Source organism: Amycolatopsis sp. NBC_01286, assembly GCF_035982555.1.
Taxonomy (GTDB): domain Bacteria; phylum Actinomycetota; class Actinomycetes; order Mycobacteriales; family Pseudonocardiaceae; genus Amycolatopsis.
In genome coordinates, this window is the sequence record NZ_CP108428.1 from 1277323 (window position 1) to 1295824 (window position 18502).

Here is an 18502-nt window from a genome sequence, read left to right on the forward strand (position 1 = left end):
CATGGCTACGCAGTTCCCCGAGCGGGTGCACATCCACTCCGGTGGCGGCAGCGGCAGCGGGGTGTTCGGCTACATCGTCGTCGGCCTGCTGATCCTCGCGATCATCGTGTTCGTGATCGTCGTCGCGGTGCGGGTGTCGAAGATGCGGCGGACCGAGGCCATGCGCGCCGGCGGGCAGTTCCCCGCCGCGAACTTCCCGCCGCAGCAGGGTTTCGCGCCGCCGTCGCAGAGCTTCCCGCAGCCGGGCGGGTTCGCGCCTGCACCGCAGGGGCCGCCGCCGTCGCAGGGGTTCCCGCAGCCAGGCGTTCCGCAGCAGCAAGCCGGGTTCCCGCAGCCGGGCGGGTTCGCGCCCGCACCACAAGGGCCGCCGCCGTCGCAGGAATTCCCGCAGCAGCAGCCGGGCTTCGCGCCGGTGCCGCCGGGGCCGCCGCCGGCTCAGCAGGGCTACTACCCGCCGCAGCAACCGCCGCCCGGTCCGGGAACGGGGCCGCAGAGCTGGTGAGCCCGATCGTCCCCTTCGACAGCGCGTCCCCGGTGCCGCCGTTCGAGCAGGTGCGTGCCGGGCTCGCGGCGCGGATCAACGACCGCTCGCTGGCCGTCGGCACGAAGCTGCCCACGGTGCGGCAGCTGGCGGTCGACCTCGGCATCGCGCCGAACACCGTCGCGCGGGCCTACCGGGAGCTGGAAGAGGCCGGGCTGATCGAAACCCGCGGCCGCGCGGGCAGTTTCGTCGGCGCGTCCGGCGACCAGACGCGCCGCCGGGCCCAGCAGGCCGCGGCCGAGTACGCGGCGGTCACCCGTAGGCTCGGCCTGGACGCAACCGAGGCGCTGTCGATCGTCCGCGCCGCGCTCGACGAAGGGAGCGGCTGACCCGTGACCGTGCTGATGCTGTTGATCCTGCTGGTGGTGCTCGGGGGCATCGCGGCGGTCGTGATCGTCGTGATCAACGTCTCGAAGCCGAAGCAGCCGCCGTACCCGCCGCAGCAGTTCCCGGGCTACCCGCCCCAGCAGGGCTACCCGGGCCAGCAGCCGGGTTATCCCCCACAGCAACCGGGTTACCCGCCCCAGCAGCCGGACTACCCGCCGCAGCAGGGCTACCCCGGCCAGCAGCCGCCGCCGTACCCGCCCCAGCAGGGCGGCTACCCCCCGCAGCAGTAGGACAAGCCGTGAAGGCCTCCTTACCGGCCATAAGAGCCGGGAAGGAGGCCTTCACGGCTTTCCGGATGTCCTGAAGGGCACCCTCATGGCTTTACGTCCCTGAGGGTGCCCTTCAGGACATTCCGGGGGTGCTCACATGGCGCGGTATTCGCGTAGTTCGATGCGCGGGCCGAAGCGCGGGCGGCGGTGGCCGGCCGCTTCCAGGTAGCGGACCGCGCGCTGCCGTTGCGGCGCGTACGGCGCCAGCAGCTCCGCCATCCCCTCGTCGTCGAGCTTCGCGCCCAGCAGCGCGTGGCCCACCATCGACGGGATGTTGTAGTCCCCGAAGCTCACGGCGTCCGGGTCGCCCCACGCGCGCTGCGCGATCTCCGCGGCCGTCCAGACGCCGATGCCCGGCACGTGCCGCAGCAGCAGCCGGCCTTCGCGGCCGCGCAGCTCCACCGCCCGTTCCAGGTGGTGCGCGACGCGGGCGGCGTTGAGCAGCGCCGTCCGCCGCTTGATGTCGACGCCCGCGCGGTGCCAGTGCCAGTCGTGCAGCGACCGCAGCGCCACCGGCGTCGGCGGCACGCGCAGGCGGTCCGGAGCCGGGCCGGGCGCCCGCTCGCCGAACCGGCGGCACAGCTCCGCCCACGACCGGATCGCTTCCTTGCCGGTCACCTTCTGCTCCAGCACGGCGAGCACCAGCCAGTCCCACACGAACCCGGTCGCGCCGAGCCGCAGACCGGGGTTCTCCCGCCGGGCCCGCGCGACGACGTCGTGGTGCGCGACGAACCCGCTGTCGTCGTCGTCCGCGCCGAGCAGCGCCGGGACGCCGCTGAGCAGCCGGTCCGCGCCGTCGCCCCACGCGGCGGCCTCGATCCGGCCGTCACCCAGCTTGCGCAGGGCGAGCGTGCCGGGGCCGTCCGGCGTGTTCGACGCCAGCCAGGTGACGCCGCGCTCGTCGGTGAAGATGTTGAGCGACCCGCGCCCACGCGTCAGCGGACCCAGGACCCGGCCCAGGTCGACCTCGAACGCGGGACGCCAGAACATCGGCTACGCGTCACTCGAGAAGCGGACGGATCCGTCGGGGAGCACGACGTCGGGCCAGATCCGGGCGCCGTCGAGCAGCTCGCAGCCGGCACCGACGGACGCGCCGTCGCCCACCACCACGCCTCGCAGCACCGCGCCGGCGCCGACCCGCGCGCCGTGCCCGAGCACCGAGTTCTCGACGATCGCGCCTTCGGAGACGGCCGCGCCGTCGAACAGGACCGAGCCGTCGATCCGCGCGCCGGAGCCGACGACGGCCGCGACGCCGATGGTCGAACCACCGGACAGCTCGGCGTCCTCGGCCACGGAAGCGCCGTCGAGGACCAGGAACTCACCGGTCCGGCCGGGCAGCGCCGACGTCGGCGCGATGCCCCGCACCAGGTCGGCCGAGCCGCGGACGAACGCTTCGGGCGTGCCGACGTCCAGCCAGTAGGACGCGTCGACGAACCCGTGGATGTGCGCGCCCTGCTCCAGCAGGCCGGGGAACGTCTCGCGCTCCACCGAGACGCGGCGCCCGGTCGGGATCGACTCGATCACCGGGCGGCGGAAGACGTAGCAGCCGGCGTTGATCTGGTCGGTCGGCGGGTCCGGCGTCTTCTCGAGGAAGGCCTGCACACGCCCGGTTTCGTCGGTGGGCACCGAGCCGAACCGGCTCGGGTCCGGGACGCGCTGCAGGTGCAGCGTGACGTCGGCGCCGGTGTCGTGGTGCACGCGCAGCTGCTCGCCGAGGTCCGAGCCGGAGATGATGTCGCCGTTGAAGACGATCACGTGGTCGGCGCGCAGCTTGTCGTAGACGTTGCGGATGGCGCCCGCCGTGTCGAGCGGCTCCTCCTCGACGACGTACTCCAGCTCCAGCCCGATGGCCTCGCCGTCGCCGAAGTACTCCTCGAACACCTCCGCCCGGTAGCTCGTCCCCAGCACGACGTGCCTGATCCCGGCCTCGCGGATGCGGGAGAACAGGTGGCTCAGGTAGGGCGTCCCGGCTGTCGGGAGCATCGGCTTCGGCGCCGACAGGGTGAGCGGCCGCAGCCGGGTGCCTTTGCCCCCGACCAGCACGACGGCGTCGACAGCGCCGGTTCGGACCTCGGACGTCACGGAAATCTCCTCCTGTATCACGCACCGCTGAGCGACAAGCCGCGGGAAACCCTGACGGAGGTCGCCCGGAGGGCCTACCCTAGACAGGAAACTAGCGGGCCTTTCCCCAGAGGGCCCCGGGTCAGTCGGGAGGCCGAGGGGATGGACCCCCGCGATCGGGCGGACGCCCTGCTCGCACGAGCCCAGGCGCGTGGTGTGTTCGTGGTGACACCGGACAGCGCCATTTCGCCCATGGACGCCTCGAACACGCAGCAGATACCGCGTGCCGCCATCGACGGCCTCGACAGAAGCCAGGACCCGGACACGACCACGCAGCTGCCGGCGTCGCTGATCGAGGAGAACGACCACCCGCTGGCCGGCAAGTCGCCGACCCGGCGGCTGGAGGCCTCCGGCGCCACGGGCGTCGCCAGCGGCGCGGGCGGGCGGCGCCAGCAGGTGACCACGCCGCTGAGCACGCCGTCGCCGACGACGCCGTTGAAGACCCCGGTCACGACGCCGCTCGCGCGCCGGCCCCAGGCCGAGCCGATCACGAGCCCGCTGAAGGAGCCCGATCCGGAGGACACCGGCCTGGTGCCGACGGTGACGCAGAACAACGGCAGGTCCGACCTGTCCCGCCGGCTCGACGGGATCTAGCGGGTCTCGAGCTTCAGCCGGAGCTTGAGGCCGAGCTTCACGGCGGCCAGGACCGGCTTCCAGGCGAGACCCCGGTGGCGGTCGGCGAGGTAGCGGTAGGCGCTGTCGTGGTGTGCCTTCAGCATCTTCTCCGACGCCTGCGACGTCGAGTGCCCGCCTTCGTGCATCACGCTCGCCGACGGCGCGTAGACGTTCTGCCAGCCCGCCTTGGCCAGCCGGTCGCCGAGGTCGACGTCCTCGAAGTACATGAAGTAGCGCGTGTCGAAGCCGCTGACGGAGTCGAACGCCTCCCGGCGCAGCAGCTGGCACGAGCCGGACAGCCAGCCCGCGACGCGCTCGACCGGCGTGCCGGTCTCCTGCCGGTACTGCCTGGTCCACGGGTTGGCCGGCCAGACCTTGGCGAACGCGGCGTGGCCGATGCCCCGGCCGAACGAGGGCAGCAGCCGCGCCGACGGGTAGACGGTGCCGTCGAGGTCGTGGATCAGCGGCCCGAACGCACCCCCGCGCGGCCACCGCGTGGCGACGTCGAGCAGTGCGTCGAGCGAGCCGGGCTCCCATTCGAGGTCGGGGTTGACGACGACGACCCAGCCGTACCGGTCGTCGAGCTCGGCGACCCCGCGGTTGGCGGCGGTCCCGTAACCGACGTTCTCCCCGATGTCGAGCAGCTGCACGTTGGCCCGCGGCCGCGTGACCTCCTCGAGGGCCCCCTCGACGGAAGCGTTGTCCGCGACGACCACCTTGACCTCGCGCTCGGTGGCCTTCTCGAGGGTGTCGAGGAACCGCTCGATGGTGTCCTCGGAGAAGTAGGTCACGGTCACGACGCCGACGTCATCGCCATAGCGGGAGTCCTCAGTCACCCGGCCATTGTCCACGCGTCACCGAGCGTGAAGCGGGTGCCCCGGGCCAGGAGCAAGGTGAGAGAAGCCAGCGGGCCGGCTCACGTGATCAGGAGGTCGACACGCGTGCTTGACGGGTCGACACGCCAGAGGTCAGGGGCGCACGCCGTGTCGTCGCTCTGATCACGCGTGTCGGCTCCGGAATCACGCGAGTCGACCCCTCGATCACACGGCTCAGCAGGTGGGAGCGGATTGCGTACCCAGACGGTCGGCTCGCGCACTCGAGCGGTCGGCTCGCGTACCTGGAGGGTCGGTTCACGAGCCGACCGTCCAGGTACGTGAACCGGCGGTCTGAGTACGCGAGCCGACTGTCTGGGTACGCGCGGTCAGCGGATGCGGAGGTGGCGGGACCAGGCCTTGGCTGGTTCCGCTCGGCGAGCGAACTCTCCCGAAAGTCACTCGAAGTAGCCACCCGACTGCGGAACGCATGATCGACCGCGCCATGATGACCCGATGACGGTGCACGCCTTCGTCGACGAGTCCGCGCGCGGCGGCAACTACCTGTTGTGCGCGACCGTTGTGGAGCCCGCCCACCTGACGTCGACCCGGCGCGCGTTGGCCCCGCTCTTGCTGCGCGGCGCTCGTGAGCTGCATTTCAAGAAGGAGAAGGAACCTCGCCGCCGGATGCTCATCGACCGGATCGCGGCGCTGCCGGTCTCCGCTCGGCTCTACCTCGCCGAATGCACTCCCAAGACCGAAGAAGCCGCCCGCCAGCGTTGCATCGAGCACTTGGCGGAGGATCTGCTCGTGTTGCGGGCACACCGGCTGGTCCTCGACTCCCGCGACCACCGCGACGGTCACGACCGCCGGACCTTGCAGCTGGCGTTGGGAGTCCGGCCGTCGAAGACGGAACTCACCTACGAGCACGTCGACTCCACAGCCGAGCCCCTGCTGTGGATCTCCGACGCCGTGGCGTGGTGCTTCGGGGCGGGCGGTGGCTGGCGGCGGCGGGCGAACCCGCTGGTCGCCGAAGTCCTCACCGTCTGAGAACAGCGAAAAGCCCGCAAGACGACCGTCCGGACGCGTTGCGGGCTCTCATACTCGGTCCCACGGGGACCTCGCATCATCAGGCTACCACCGCCGAAGGCGGTCAGCGGGTGCGGAGGTGGCGGGACCAGGCCTTGGCGTACGCCTCCCGGTGTCGTTCCGCGGTGGTCGCCCACGAGAACTCCTTGGCTCGCTGCTGGGCCGCCGTCGCCAGTTCCGAACGACGGCCCGGGTCCGCCAGGAGTTCCGAGATCGCCGCCGCGACGTCGCCCGCTCCCACTCCGCAGTACGCGACCGCGTCGCCGCCTACCTCCGGGAGCGACAGCCTGCGCGTCGTCAAGACGCAGGCGCCGCACGCCATCGCCTCCAGGACCGGCAGGCCGAAGCCCTCGCCCAGCGACGGGTACGCCACCAGCGACGACCCGCCCAGGAAGCCCGCCAGCGTGCCGAACGGCAGGTAGCCCGCGCGGATCACGCGCAGGCGGTGCGGGACGGCGTCCAGTGCGCGCTCCACCTGCGTGTCCCAGCCCGGCTGGCCCGCCAGGACCAGCGCCGGGGCGTCTGCCCGCCCGGCTACCGCGCGGGCGAAGCCGCGGATCAACGCCGGGACGTTCTTGCGCGGCTCCAGCGCCCCGAGGAACGCCACGTACGGCGTCCGGCCCAGGCCGACGGCCGTGCGCGCGGCGAGAACCTCCGCCGGGGACGGCGGGTGGAAACGCTCCGTGTCGACGCCGTGGTGGATGACCTCCACCGACGCGTGCCGCACCGGGCTGACGCGGGCCAGCTCCGCGGCCGTCGCCGCCGACGGGACCACGCACAGCGTCGCGCGGCGCAGCGCCGTCGCCGTCCACGCGCGGAAGAAACGGGCCTTCACCGACGAGTGCAGGACGGCGTCGGTGAAGAACGTCGCGTCGTGCAGCGTGACGACCGAAGCGGCCGACGTCGCCAGCGGCATCGTGTAGTGGGGCGAGTGGACGACGTCCGCGCCGAGGCGGCGCACCAGCCGGGGCAGGGTCGCCTGCTCCCAGGTCAGCCGCGCGGTGCGGGTGGTCGTCGACGGCGACGCGGGCACGATGCGTGACCTCGGCGCCAGCCGATCGTAGAGCTGCAGGTCCCGCGGCTGGCAGACGACGGCGATGCGAGCACCGTCCGCGTCCAGCGCGGCGACGAGCGAATCCACGTACCGGCCCACCCCGCCGCGGTCCGCGGGCACCGCGGTCGCGTCGATCAGGACCCGGGGATCATCGCTCACCCCCGTAGGGTACGGCGGCGACGCAGCGTCATGGTGGGGAACTGGCAAACCCGCTAGGCGCGCCCGCGGCGGTGGATGGCCCAGACGGCTTCCGCGGCGCGACGCCACGTGAACGACTTCGCGCGGTCGCGCCCCGATCGGGTCAGCTCGGCGGCCCGCTCGGGTGAACCGAGCACCTCGCGCAGGGCTTTCGCCAGGGCCGCCGCGTCGCCGCGCGGGACCGTGACGCCCGCGCCGCCCGCCACCTCGACCAGCGCCGGGACGTCGGTGTGCACCACCGGGACGCCGGCCGCCATCGCCTCCAGCAGGCCCAGCCCGAAGCCCTCGGCGAGGCTCGGCACGGCCAGCACGCTCGCCCCGCGCAGCGCGGTCGCCAGCTCGGCGTCCGGCACCTTCCCCAGCACCCGCAGCCGCTCCGGCGGCAACCCCCGCTCCACGGCCAGCGCGACCGGGTCGACGCCGCCCCAGCCCGGCTGCCCGGCGAGCACGAGCACCGTGTCGTCCAGCGCGGCGACGGCGTCGATCAGCACGTCGATGCCCTTGCGCGGCTCGATCGTGCCGACGGCCAGCACGTACCGCGCGGGCAGGTCCAGCGGCGCTTCCCCCACCGGGACGCGCACGCCGTGCGGGACGACGTGCACCGGGACGTCGACGTCGACCAGCACCGCCAGCTCGTCGGCGACCGCCCGCGTCGGCACGACCAGCCCGGACGCGCGGCGCGCGGCCCGCGCGATCATCGACCGGTGCCAGCTGACGCCACGCGCGGTGAGCGTCTCGGGGTGGGTCCACGGCACGGTGTCGTGCACGGTCACGCTCAGCGTCCGCCCGGCCGGGGTGCGCGGCGGCGCGAACGGCGTCGGCGCGTGCACCGCGTCGCCGCCCGGCCACCAGGGGATCCCCAGCTGCCAGACGCCGATCAGCGCCCGCGGCGGGAGCCCCAGTACCCGCGGGCCCTCGACGCCGTCGAGCTCGGCCGCGCCGACGTCGGCGTGCCGCGCGACGACGCTGGACACCGTCCAGCCCGGCGGCGCGGTCCGCGCGAGCGCGGGGAGCAGCTCGGCCGTGTAGCGCCCGGTGCCACCGGGCACGGGCGCGAGGAGCTGCTCGGCGAGCACGACCAGTTCGGGCACGCGGCTATTGTGCGGGACGTGACGCCGAATCCCGCCACCACGGTGGTAGTCGTGACCTGGCGGGGCGCCGGGCACGTCACCGCCTGCCTCGACGCGCTCGCCGCGCAGACGCGTCCACATCGGACGCTCGTGGTGGACAACGCCTCCGACGACGGGACGGCCGCGCTGCTCGCGGCCCACCCGAGCAAGCCGCACGTGCTGCGGCTCCCCCGCAACACCGGCTACGCGGGCGCGCTCGCCATCGCCGTGAAACAGCTCGAGACGCCGTTGATGGCGTGGCTCAACGACGACGCCGAACCCGAGCCCGGCTGGCTGGAAACACTCGAAGACACGCTTGGGAAGTCGCCGCTGGCCGCCGCCGCGACGGCGTTGCTCGTGCTGCCCGGCGGCACCGTGCAGTCCGCCGGGGTGCGGCTGACCGCCGACGGCCACGGCGCCGACCTCACCGAGCCCACCGGCGAGGTCTTCGGCTTCTGCGGCGGCGCGGCGCTGCTGCGCGTCGACGCCCTGCGTGCCGTGGGCGGCGTCCCGGCGGGGTTCTTCTGTTATTACGAGGACACCGACACGGCGTGGCGGCTGCGGCTGGCCGGCTGGGACGTCGTCGCGGCGCCCGGCGCCCGGGTCCGGCACGCTCACGGCGTCAGCAGCAAGCCCGGCTCGGTGCCGTTCCACCGCTGGAACGAGCGCAACCGGCTGCTGATGCTGCTGCGCTGCGCCCCCCGCGGCGTCGCGCTGAACCAGGTGGCCCGGTTCGCCGTGTTGACAGCGGTGCTGCCGCTGCGGGGCCGCCCGGCCGCGGCGAACTTCCGGTTCGGCCTGCGCTGCCGGGTCCTGGCCGAGGTCGGCGCGCGGTTGCCGGCGACGCTGCTGGCCCGGCGCCGGATCGGCCGTCGCGCGGCACTGGGCCGAGGCGCGGTCTGGGAAGCATGGGCTGGCCTTTAAGCTGGGGCCATTCCGACGAAGGAGCTGGCTTTGGCGCAGGGGGAACAGCAACCGCTCGTCTCGGTGGTCGTGGTCAACTACCACGGCGCCGACGACACGATCACCTGCCTGCGCGCGCTCGCCGACCACGACTACGCCGACCTCGAGCTGATCTGCGTCGAGAACACCCCGGGCAGCGCCGACGCCGCGCGCATCCGCGAGGCCGTCCCCGGCGCGCGGGTCATCGAGGCCGGGCGCAACACCGGGTTCGCCGGCGGCTGCAACCTCGGGGCGCGCCACGCCAAGGGCACGGTCGTCGCCTTCCTCAACAACGACGCGCGCCCGGCGCCCGGCTGGGTCGCCGCCGCCGTCGCCGAGCTGCGCGCGCAGCCGCGCGTCGCCGCCGTGGCCAGCAAGGTCCTCGACTGGGACGGCACCGGCACCGACTTCGTCGACGGCGGCCTGACCTGGTTCGGCATGGGCTACAAGCGCCACGCCGGCAGCCCGCTGGCCGACGTCCCGGCCGCCGAGCACGAGGTCGCGAAGGACGTCCTGTTCGGCACCGGCTCGGCGCTGTTCGTCCGCGCGAGCGTGTTCGCCGAGGTCGGCGGCTTCGACGAGCGGTTCTTCATGTTCTACGAGGACGTCGACCTCGGCTGGCGGCTCAACCTGCGCGGCTGGCGCGTCCGGTACGTGCCGGAGTCGCTGACCTACCACCGCCACCACGGCACGATGGCCTCGGTCGACGCGCCGGAGACCGGCCGAGAGACCTTCCTGCTGGAGCGCAACGCCCTGGCCGCGCTGTACAAGAACCTCTCCCACGAAACCCTGGTCAAGGCGCTGCCGGCGGCCCTCGCGCTGGCCGTCCGCCGGGCCACCGCCCGCGGCGACCTCGACGCGACGCAGCTCGACCTCGAGCAGGGCGTCGGCCCGATCGAATCCGGCGACGTCGCGATCCCGCGGACCACGCTGGCCGGGATCCTCGCGATCGACCAGTTCGTCGAGCTGCTGCCGTCGCTGGCCGAGTCCCGCGCGGTCGAGCAGGCCGCCCGCGTGCGCACCGACGCGGATCTGCTTCCCTTGCTGCGCAAGGCGTTGGAGCCCGCCTACCCGCTGCCGCGCTACCTCGCCGCGCACGACATCCTCGTTGAGGCGTTCGGCATCGAGAAGGCGTTCGGGCAGCGCCGCAAGATCCTGGTGATCACCGGCGACGCGCTCACCGAGCGGATGGCCGGCCCGGCGATCCGCGCGTGGAACATCGCGCTGGCGCTGTCCGCCGAGCACGACGTCCACCTCGTCACGACGAACCCGCTGGCCACGCCGCCGCCCGCGCCGTTCCGGGTCAGCGCGGGCAAGCGCCACGAGCTGGAAGCGCCGATCGTCTGGGCCGACGTCGTCGTGCTGCAGGGGCACGTGCTCGAACTCGCGCCGTCGCTGAAGAAACAGCACTCGGGCAAGATCGTCGTCGCCGACCTCTACGACCCGATGCACCTCGAACTGCTGGAGCAGGGCAAGGGCGTCGCCGACGACAAGCGCGCGGCAGACCTGGTCGGCGTCACGAAGGTCCTCGACGCGCAGCTCGAACGCGGCGACTTCTTCCTGTGCGCGTCCGAGCGGCAGCGCCACTTCTGGCTCGGCCACCTGGCCGCGCTCGGCCGCCTCTCACCGCGCCTCTACGACGCCGACCCGACCACGCAGTCGCTGCTCGCGGTCGTCCCCTTCGGACTGTCGCCGGAACCGCCCGCCCGCACCGGGCCGGGCCTCCGCTCGGCGCTGGGCATCGGCGGCACCGACCACGTCGTGATCTGGGCCGGCGGGGTCTACAGCTGGTTCGACCCGCTGACGCTGGTGCGCGCGATCGACGAGCTGCGCCGCCGCCGCGGTGACGTCCGGCTGGTGTTCCTCGGGATGAAGCACCCGAACCCCGAGGTCGCCGAGATGGACATCGGCGCGCGGACGATCCGGCTGGCGGATTCGCTGGGGCTGACCGACAAGCACGTCTACTTCAACGAGCAGTGGGTGCCCTACCAGGAGCGCCAGAACTGGCTGCTGGACGCGAACTGCGGCGTCACCACGCACTACGAGCACGTCGAGACGACGTTCGCGTTCCGCACCCGGGTGCTCGACTACCTGTGGGCCGGGCTGCCGATCGTCACCACCGACGGCGACTCGTTCGCCGACCTGGTGCGGGCCGAGAAGCTCGGCGTCGTCGTCCCGGCCGAGGACGCCGGGGCGCTGGCCGACGCGCTGGAAAAGTCGTTGTACGACGAGGAGTTCGCCGCCGGTTGCGTCGAGCGGATCGCCGCGGTGGCGCAGCGCTACGCCTGGCCGGAGGCGCTGAAGCCGCTGGTCGAGTTCTGCCGCGACCCGCGCCCGGCGGCCGACCGCCTGCCCGGGTCGGCCGACCTGGTGACGACGCCGGCGGTGCGCGGCCGGGCGATGCTGCGCCGCGACACCGACCTGATCCGCGAGTACCTCGCCGACGGCGGCCCGTCCGAGCTGGCGCGGCGCGTCGGCGGCCGGGTCATCAAGGTTGCCAGGCAACGGATGCGTCGTGGCTAAACCGCTTCGCGTCCTCCTCGACGGCACGCCGCTGCTCGGCGCCCGCACCGGCATCGGCCGCTACACCGCGGCGCTGAGCGAGGAACTGGCGTCGAACCCCGAGGTGGACACACGCGCGGTGGCGTTCACGCTGCGCGGCTGGCGGCGGCTGCGGCACGTGCTGCCGCACGGCGTGCGGGCCCGCGGGATGCCGGTGGCGGCGCGGCTGCTGCGGATGACGTGGCTGCGTTCGGACTTCCCGCCGGTGGAGCTGTTCGCCGGCTCGACCGATGTCGTGCACGGCACGAACTTCGTGCTGCCGGGCCGGTTCCGCGCCGCGGGCGTCGTCACGATCCACGACCTGGCCTTCATGGACAACCCCGCGGAGCTCGCCCCGAGCGACCGCGACCTCCCGGAACTGGTCCGCCGCGGCGCCCGCCGCGCGGACGTGATCTGCACCCCGACGGCCGCGGTGGCCGACGCGGTGGCGGAGCGGCTGGACGTCGACCGCGCCAAGATCGTCGTGACGCCGCTGGGCGTGAACGCGGCGTGGTTCACCGCGCGCCCGCCGGACGACGAGCGCCGCGCGCGCCTGGGCCTCCCGGCCCGGTACCTGCTGTTCGCCGGGGCGGCCGGGCCGCGCAAGGGCCTCGATTGGCTGGTCCGCGCGCACGAAGCGGCCCCGGACCTGCCGGACCTGGTGTTCGCCGGCCCGGGCCCGTTCCCCCGCACGTCACGCTCGCGCCAGACCGGCTATCTGTCCGATGTGGACCTGCGCACGGTGGTCGCGGGCGCGTCGGCGCTGGTGCTGCCCTCGCGCGACGAGGGTTTCGGGCTGCCGGTGCTGGAGGCGATGGCCTCGGACGTCCCGGTGGTGTGCACGGACATCCCGGCCCTGCGCGAGGTCGCGGGCGACTGCGCCAGCCTGGTCCCGTACGGCGACGTCGACGGCCTGGCCGAAGCCCTGCGCACCGCGGTGATCGACCCGCACGCGGTGGCGACGTCCGCGGCACGGCGCGCCCAGGCGGCGAGCTTCACGTGGCACACGTGCGCGGAACTGACGGTGGGCGCGTACCGCCTCGCCTCAGGCCGCCACTGAGTCAGCTCACTCGGCCGCGAAGTACGCGGCCAGTGCGTCCTCCCACGGCCGCAGCGGCGTCAGCCACGCTTCCTTCCACGACGCCGGTGACAGCACCGAGTACGCCGGCCGCGGCGCGGGACGCGGGAACTCCTCCGTCGTGCACGGCTTCACCCGCGCAGGATCCGCGCCCAGCTGCGTGAAGACGGCGCGCGCGAAGCCGCACCAGCTCACCGAACCCGCGTTCGTGCAGTGCAGCACCCGCTGTTCCGGGCCGTCGCCCGTGGCCGCCCGGGACGCCAGCTCCAGCAGGCCCGCCGCGAGGTCGGCCGTCCACGTGGGACCGCCGACCTGATCGTCCACAACGGACAGTTCCGGGTTCGAGGCCTCCAAGCGGGCCATGGTCTTCACGAAGTTCGTGCCCGACTTGCCGTACAGCCAGCCGGTGCGCACCACCCAGGACGACGCGCCCGAACCCAGCACCGCGTCCTCGCCCGCCGCCTTCGTGCGGCCGTAGGCGCTGCGCGGGCCCAGCTCGTCCGAAGGTTCGTACGGCGCCGAAGCGTCGCCCGGGAAGACGTAGTCCGTGGACACGTGGATCAGCGGCACCCGCCGGGACGCGCACGCCGCGGCGAGCACGCGCGGGCCGTCGGCGTTGACCGCGAACGCGCGCTCCTCGTCCGTCTCCGCCGCGTCGACCGCGGTGTAGGCCGCCGCGTTGATCACGACGGCGGCCGAACCCGCTTCGCGCGCGCGGTCGGCGAGCGCGCCGACCGCGGCCAGCACCTGGCCGGTCTGCGTCAGGTCCAGCTCCGCCGACCCCGGCGCGACGACGTCCACCTCGTCGCCCGATGCAGCGGCGAGATCCCGGCCGAGCTGTCCGGAACCGCCGGGCACGAGCACCGTCAGCCGCACGAGCACATCCTCTACTTCTTGAGCGCGGCCCGCTCCGCCAGGGGCTCCCACCACGCGCGATTGTCCGTGTACCAGGCCACTGTCGCGGCCAGACCGTCCTCGAAGGACACGCGCGGAGCGTACCCCAGCTCCTCGCCGATCTTCGTGACGTCCACCGAGTACCGGCGGTCGTGGCCCTTGCGGTCCTCGACCGGCTCGACGCTGTCCCAGCCCGCGCCGAGCGCGTCCAGCAGCCGCTCGGTCAGCTCGCGGTTCGTCAGCTCGAGGCCGCCGCCGATGTTGTAGATCTCGCCCGGCCGGCCCGCCTCGGCGACCAGCTGGATGCCGTGGCAGTGGTCGTCCACGTGCAGCCAGTCACGGACGTTGAGCCCGTCGCCGTAGAGCGGCACCTTCCGGCCGTCGAGCAGGCTCGTCACGAACAGCGGGATGAGCTTCTCGGGGAACTGGTACGGACCGTAGTTGTTGGAACACCGGGTGATGCAGACCGGCAGCCCGTGGGTGCGGAAGTACGACCGCGCCACCAGGTCGGAGGACGCCTTCGACGCCGAGTACGGCGAGTTCGGCTCCAGCAGCTGGTCCTCGGTCCACGACCCGGTCTCGATCGAGCCGTACACCTCGTCGGTGGACACGTGGACGAACTTGCCGACGCCGGCTTCGACGGCCGCCTGCAGCAGGTTGTGCGTGCCCAGCACGTTCGTCAGCACGAAGTCCGCGCCGCCGAGGATCGAGCGGTCCACATGCGACTCCGCGGCGAAGTGCACCACGAGGTCCACACCACTCATGACCTCCGCGACCAGCGCGGTGTCACAGATGTCGCCGCGGACGAACCGCAGCCGCGGGTCGGCGGCGACGGGGGCCAGGTTGACCTCGTTGCCGGCGTAGGTGAGTTTGTCCAGCACGACCACCTCGGCGTCACGCAGTGCCGGATACGCGCCGCTCAGCGCCTGCCGGACGTAGTGCGACCCGATGAAGCCCGCACCACCGGTGACCAGGACCCGCATCTTCCCGCCTCTCCTCGGCCCCCGTCGGGGGCAACCGGACCCCAGCCTACGGAGGCCCCACAACACCCTCAGTAGAGTCCGGGTGGAGGCACACGGGTGCCCTGGGGGAAGCACGGGGTTCGCAGGGAGGAAGCGCGTGACCGATTGGCCTGCGCCGCCCGTCCCGGTGCGCCGTCGCCACGGTGTCGCCATCTTCGCCCGCCGCGGCGGCAAGGTGGTCGTCTCGTTGCTGTCCGTCGCGATCCTGGCGCTGACCTGGTACGGCTGGCACTTCATCGGCGACCCGAACACCGGCCTGACCACCACGAACGTCTTCGCCGACACCGAGGCCCACGCCAAGCCGCTCGACGGCGCGGTCGACATCCTCCTCGTCGGGCAGGACAGCCGCACCGACGCGCAGGGCAACCCGCTGCCGCGCGAAGTGCTGGACATGCTGCACGCCGGCGTCTCGGACGGCGAGCTCAACACCGACACGATGATCCTGGTGCACATCCCCCAGAACGGGAAGCACGCCGTCGCGATCTCGTTCCCCCGCGACTCCTGGGTCGAGCTGGCCGGCGGCTACGGCAAGCACAAGCTCAACAGCGCGTTCGTCTACGCGTACACGGACACCTACAAAACGTTGCAGCGCCAGGGCATGACCGACCTGAAGCAGGCCGACGCGCAGGCCAAGGTCGCCGGGCGGAAGAACCTGATCGCGACGATCGAGAAGTTCATCGGCAAGCCCGGCATGATCGACCGCTACGCCGAGGTCAACCTGGCGAGCTTCTACGAGATCACGCAGTCGATCGGCGGCGTCGAGGTCTGCCTCAAGGGCCCGGTCAAGGAGAAGAAGTCCGGCGTCGACCTGCCGGGCGGGCGGCAGAGCATCGAAGGCGTGCAGGCGCTCGCTTTCGTCCGCCAGCGCTACGACCTGCCCAACGCCGACCTCGACCGGATCGCGCGCCAGCAGGCGTTCCTGTCCGGCCTGGCCCGCAAGGTCATCTCGACCGACGTGCTGACCAGCCCGACGAAGATCGCCGACCTGGTATCCGCGGTGAAGAAGTCCGTGGTGCTGTCCCAGGGCTGGGACCTGAGCGAGTTCGCCGAGCAGATGCGCGGGCTGACCGGCGGCAACATCGAGTTCCACACCATCCCGACCCAGGGCAACGCGGTCATCGGCGGCGCCGACGTGCTGCGCGTCGACCCGGCCGCGGTGCAGGCGGAGGTGACGCGCCTGACGTCCGACGGCGACACCCCGGCCGGCCCGGCGCAGGCGCAGCTGCCCGGCGCGAACGCCGTCACGGTGGAGCTGTTCGACGGCTCGGGCTCGCCGACGCTGGCCACCCAGACGCACTCGACGCTGCAAAGCAAGGGCTTCACGCTCCCCGCCGACCAGAAGCTGAGCACCCGCAACACCACCGTCGTCCGGTACAACCCGGCCGACGACACCGCGCTGGGCCTCGTCAAGCAGGTCCTGGGCACGGCGATCCAGGCCGAGCCGGACAAGGACGTCACCGCCGGGCACGTGCGCGTGCTGCTGGGCAAGGACTTCAAGAGCTCGGCCGCCGGGTCGGGCGGGGCGCCGTCGACGACGCCGTCGAAGCCACCGGTCCAGACCTCCACCCCGTCGAGTGCTCCCCCCGCCGCGCCGCCGATCACGGCGGGCGACGTCCCCTGCGTCAACTAGACTGAGTACTCAGTGTGTCCGGGGGAGGGGAACAAGGGGTGGATGACGACCAAGAACAGCAGGAACAGCCGGAACCGGCCGCCGAGGCGGTGACGCAGAGCGACGAGCCCGAGTGGAAGCCTTCGCCGTTCCCGCGTCAGCCGATCGCCGAAGCGCCATCGCCGTCCCGCGCGCGCCGCGCCGGCCGGGTGACGCGCCGGATCGCCGTCGGCCTCGTCTCGCTGATCGCCCTGGGCGCGAGCGGCTACGCCTACGTCACGAAGGACCAGCTGCAGAGCACCGTCCCGACGACCGACGCGCTGACGCCGCGGGCCGGCGAGCCCGCTCCCCCGCCGGCCGACGACGGCGCGGACGACATCCTGCTCGTCGGCAGCGACGCGCGGACGGACGCGCAGGGCAACGCGCTGCCGGCGCGGGTGCTGCGCGAGCTGCGGACCGAGGCGAACAACGGCGCCGTCAACACGGACACCGTGATCCTGCTGCGGGTGCCGAAGGACGGCGGGAAGCCGTCGGCCGTCTCGATCCCGCGTGACACCTGGACCGAGATCCCGGGCCGGGGCAAGGCCAAGATCAACTCGGCGTACGGCATCGCGAAGGCGCACTACGCCCAGACGTTGCGCGGCCAGGGCGAGCGCGACCAGGCGAAGATCGAGCGCGACTCCGACACCGAAGGCCGCCGGGTCCTGGTGCAGGCCGTGCAGGACCTCACGCAGGTGCGGATCGACCACTACGCCGAGGTCAACCTGCTGGGCTTCTACCTGCTCACGGAGGCGCTCGGCGGCGTCAAGGTGTGCCTGAACCACGCGACCGAGGACAAGGACTCCGGGGCGGACTTCCGCCGCGGCGAGCAGACCGTGTCGGGCGGCGAAGCGCTTTCCTTCGTCCGCCAGCGCAAGAACCTGCCGCGCGGCGACCTCGACCGGATCGTGCGGCAGCAGGCGTTCCTGTCCTCGGCGCTGCACCAGGTGCTCTCGGCCGGGACGCTGACGAGCCCGGGGACGCTGAGCAACCTGACCGACGTCGTCCACCGGTCGCTCACCCTCGACCCGGGCCTGGACCTGCTGCAGTTCGCGCAGCAGGCCAAGGGCATCGCGTCGGGCGACCTGGCGTTCGCGACGATCCCGGTGATCACCGCGAACGGCCGCAGCGAAGACGGCCAGAGCATCGTCGAGATCGACCCGCAGGCGGTCCGGCAGTTCGTGGCCGGCCTGGCCGGGCGCAGCGCGGCTCAGCCCGCGGGCGGCGGCTCGGGCAGCGGCGCCGCCCCCGCCGCGGCGCCGCTGCACCGAGCCTCCCCCGGTGTCACCTGCGTCAACTGAAGTCGGCGCGGTGGTCTTCGGCCCACTGGCGGAACGTGCGCGGCGCGTTCCCGGTGACGTCGCGGACGACGTCGGTGACCACCGAGGGCTCCCGCGTCGTCCGTTCCATGGCCCGGAGGACCTCCGGCGGCACCTCGGGCGGCCAGCCCAGCGCCGTCATCTGCGCGGCGGCCTGCTCCGGGGTCAGCTCCTCGACCCGCAGCGGCCGGCCGAGGACGTCCGCGAGGACCGCCGCCTGTTCCCGGAAGCTGATCGGCTCCGGCCCGCTCAGCGGCAGGGCGGCGCCGACGTGCGACCCGTCGACGAGGATCCTGGCCGCGACGTCGGCGATGTCCCGCTCGTGGATCGCGCCGCTGCGCGAGTCGGGGTAGGCGGTGCGGACGACGCCGTCGGCGATGCCCGCGCGCCAGCCCAGTGCGTTGGTGGCGAACGCGCCGGGGTTGAGCAGCGTCTCCCCGAACGACGCCGCGATCAGCGCCTCCTCGACCGCGCGGTGCAGCTGGGCGATCCGGCTCTGCGCGGACCGCGGCTCGAGCGTCGCGCCCGACGACAGCAGCACGACGTGCCGCACGCCGGCCGCCTCGGCCGCCTTCACGAAGCCGTCGATCCCCTGGCGTTGCGTGTAGAGGAACACCGAGCCGACGCCGTCGAGCGCGGCGTCGAGGGTTTCCGGGCGTTCGAGGTCGGCGCTCACCGTCGCGACGCCGTCCGGGACGTCAAGCGTGGTCGCGTCGCGGCTCGCCGCGCGGACGTCTCGACCTGCGGAAACGAGCGCGTCGACGACGGCGTGGCCGACGTTCCCGCGCGCGCCGGTGACAAGGATGGTCATGGCTGTCCCCAGTCCGTCAAATAGCTTTGCTTGCAAAGCAAAGCTACTCAGC

At 73.0% G+C, this 18502-nt stretch carries 18 protein-coding genes; 10 read left to right on the forward strand and 8 right to left on the reverse strand.

Annotated features, from left to right (window positions below; all coding sequences use genetic code 11):
* The first annotated feature begins 1 nt into the window (after position 1).
* Genes OG570_RS05965 through OG570_RS05975 form a run of 3 tightly spaced genes read left to right on the forward strand, consistent with a single transcriptional unit; the run spans position 2 to position 1158 of the window.
* Positions 2 to 502: a hypothetical protein gene (locus tag OG570_RS05965; protein WP_326955880.1), complete on the forward strand. Its 501-nt coding sequence runs from the start codon at positions 2 to 4 to the stop codon at positions 500 to 502.
* The gene (locus OG570_RS05970) at positions 499 to 870 is read left to right on the forward strand and encodes a GntR family transcriptional regulator (protein ID WP_247060967.1); all 372 of its coding nucleotides are present in this window, start codon (positions 499 to 501) and stop codon (positions 868 to 870) included. Before OG570_RS05965 ends, OG570_RS05970 begins: the two co-directional genes overlap by 4 nt.
* A gap of 3 nt (positions 871 to 873) precedes the next feature.
* Positions 874 to 1158, forward strand: coding sequence for a hypothetical protein (locus OG570_RS05975; RefSeq protein WP_326955881.1), 285 nt, complete (start codon positions 874 to 876; stop codon positions 1156 to 1158).
* 132 nt (positions 1159 to 1290) lie between these two features.
* Here the strand turns inward: OG570_RS05975 and OG570_RS05980 are convergent, their stop codons facing one another.
* Entirely contained in the window at positions 1291 to 2187 is an 897-nt protein-coding gene (locus tag OG570_RS05980; protein ID WP_326955882.1) for a DNA-3-methyladenine glycosylase family protein, read from the reverse strand.
* A gap of 3 nt (positions 2188 to 2190) precedes the next feature.
* Positions 2191 to 3279, reverse strand: coding sequence for an NDP-sugar synthase (locus tag OG570_RS05985; protein WP_326946271.1), 1089 nt, complete (start codon positions 3277 to 3279; stop codon positions 2191 to 2193).
* Positions 3280 to 3420: 141 nt separating this feature from the next.
* Here OG570_RS05985 and OG570_RS05990 point away from each other — a divergent pair, with 141 nt between their 5' ends.
* On the forward strand, positions 3421 to 3912 hold the full coding sequence (locus OG570_RS05990; protein WP_326946270.1) for a hypothetical protein: 492 nt from the start codon (positions 3421 to 3423) through the stop codon (positions 3910 to 3912).
* On the opposite strand, the gene OG570_RS05995 is transcribed toward OG570_RS05990, so the two are convergent.
* Entirely contained in the window at positions 3909 to 4769 is an 861-nt protein-coding gene (locus OG570_RS05995; RefSeq protein WP_326955883.1) for a glycosyltransferase family 2 protein, read from the reverse strand. The genes OG570_RS05990 and OG570_RS05995 overlap by 4 nt on opposite strands.
* Positions 4770 to 5261: 492 nt before the next feature.
* Between OG570_RS05995 and OG570_RS06000 the strand changes: the two genes are divergently transcribed.
* Positions 5262 to 5795, forward strand: coding sequence for a hypothetical protein (locus OG570_RS06000; protein ID WP_326955884.1), 534 nt, complete (start codon positions 5262 to 5264; stop codon positions 5793 to 5795).
* 103 nt (positions 5796 to 5898) lie between these two features.
* Here OG570_RS06000 and OG570_RS06005 read toward each other — a convergent pair whose 3' ends face one another.
* Together OG570_RS06005 and OG570_RS06010 are read right to left on the reverse strand one after the other, a co-directional pair.
* Complete coding sequence (locus OG570_RS06005) at positions 5899 to 7047, reverse strand: glycosyltransferase family 4 protein (protein WP_326946267.1); 1149 nt, start codon at positions 7045 to 7047, stop codon at positions 5899 to 5901.
* 53 nt (positions 7048 to 7100) lie between these two features.
* Positions 7101 to 8177, reverse strand: a complete 1077-nt coding sequence (locus OG570_RS06010) for a glycosyltransferase family 4 protein (RefSeq protein ID WP_326955885.1) — start codon at positions 8175 to 8177, stop codon at positions 7101 to 7103.
* A gap of 9 nt (positions 8178 to 8186) precedes the next feature.
* On the opposite strand from OG570_RS06010, the gene OG570_RS06015 reads away from it, so the two are divergent.
* The 3 genes from OG570_RS06015 to OG570_RS06025 are packed head-to-tail and all read left to right on the forward strand — an operon-like array spanning position 8187 to position 12738.
* Positions 8187 to 9119: a glycosyltransferase family 2 protein gene (locus OG570_RS06015; protein ID WP_326955886.1), complete on the forward strand. Its 933-nt coding sequence runs from the start codon at positions 8187 to 8189 to the stop codon at positions 9117 to 9119.
* A gap of 30 nt (positions 9120 to 9149) precedes the next feature.
* Positions 9150 to 11660 carry a glycosyltransferase gene (locus OG570_RS06020; protein ID WP_326955887.1) on the forward strand — a complete coding sequence of 837 codons (2511 nt, stop codon included), beginning with the start codon at positions 9150 to 9152 and terminating at the stop codon, positions 11658 to 11660.
* The gene (locus tag OG570_RS06025) at positions 11653 to 12738 is read left to right on the forward strand and encodes a glycosyltransferase family 4 protein (protein WP_326955888.1); all 1086 of its coding nucleotides are present in this window, start codon (positions 11653 to 11655) and stop codon (positions 12736 to 12738) included. Before OG570_RS06020 ends, OG570_RS06025 begins: the two co-directional genes overlap by 8 nt.
* A 6-nt stretch (positions 12739 to 12744) precedes the next feature.
* Here the strand turns inward: OG570_RS06025 and rfbD are convergent, their stop codons facing one another.
* Both rfbD and rfbB read right to left on the reverse strand, forming a co-directional pair.
* Positions 12745 to 13638: a dTDP-4-dehydrorhamnose reductase gene (gene rfbD / locus OG570_RS06030; RefSeq protein WP_326955889.1), complete on the reverse strand. Its 894-nt coding sequence runs from the start codon at positions 13636 to 13638 to the stop codon at positions 12745 to 12747.
* Positions 13639 to 13643: 5 nt separating this feature from the next.
* Positions 13644 to 14633: a dTDP-glucose 4,6-dehydratase gene (gene rfbB, locus OG570_RS06035; protein ID WP_326946261.1), complete on the reverse strand. Its 990-nt coding sequence runs from the start codon at positions 14631 to 14633 to the stop codon at positions 13644 to 13646.
* A gap of 136 nt (positions 14634 to 14769) precedes the next feature.
* On the opposite strand from rfbB, the gene OG570_RS06040 reads away from it, so the two are divergent.
* Together OG570_RS06040 and OG570_RS06045 are read left to right on the forward strand one after the other, a co-directional pair.
* The gene (locus OG570_RS06040; protein WP_326946260.1) at positions 14770 to 16302 is read left to right on the forward strand and encodes an LCP family protein; all 1533 of its coding nucleotides are present in this window, start codon (positions 14770 to 14772) and stop codon (positions 16300 to 16302) included.
* A gap of 38 nt (positions 16303 to 16340) precedes the next feature.
* Entirely contained in the window at positions 16341 to 17621 is a 1281-nt protein-coding gene (locus OG570_RS06045; protein ID WP_326955890.1) for an LCP family protein, read from the forward strand.
* Here the strand turns inward: OG570_RS06045 and OG570_RS06050 are convergent.
* Entirely contained in the window at positions 17614 to 18450 is an 837-nt protein-coding gene (locus OG570_RS06050; protein WP_326955891.1) for an NAD(P)H-binding protein, read from the reverse strand. The two genes, OG570_RS06045 and OG570_RS06050, sit on opposite strands and share 8 nt — an antisense overlap.
* Positions 18451 to 18502 lie beyond the last annotated feature (52 nt).

What these genes read in the sequence shown, in the direction of transcription:
- OG570_RS05965 (WP_326955880.1), top strand. Translation starts at nt 2, where the DNA reads ATGGCTACGCAGTTCCCCGAGCGGGTGCACATCCACTCCGGTGGCGGC.
- OG570_RS05980 (WP_326955882.1), bottom strand. Translation starts at nt 2,187, where the DNA reads ATGTTCTGGCGTCCCGCGTTCGAGGTCGACCTGGGCCGGGTCCTGGGT.
- OG570_RS05990 (WP_326946270.1), top strand. Translation starts at nt 3,421, where the DNA reads ATGGACCCCCGCGATCGGGCGGACGCCCTGCTCGCACGAGCCCAGGCG.
- OG570_RS06000 (WP_326955884.1), top strand. Translation starts at nt 5,262, where the DNA reads ATGACGGTGCACGCCTTCGTCGACGAGTCCGCGCGCGGCGGCAACTAC.
- rfbB (WP_326946261.1), bottom strand. Translation starts at nt 14,633, where the DNA reads ATGCGGGTCCTGGTCACCGGTGGTGCGGGCTTCATCGGGTCGCACTAC.
- OG570_RS06050 (WP_326955891.1), bottom strand. Translation starts at nt 18,450, where the DNA reads ATGACCATCCTTGTCACCGGCGCGCGCGGGAACGTCGGCCACGCCGTC.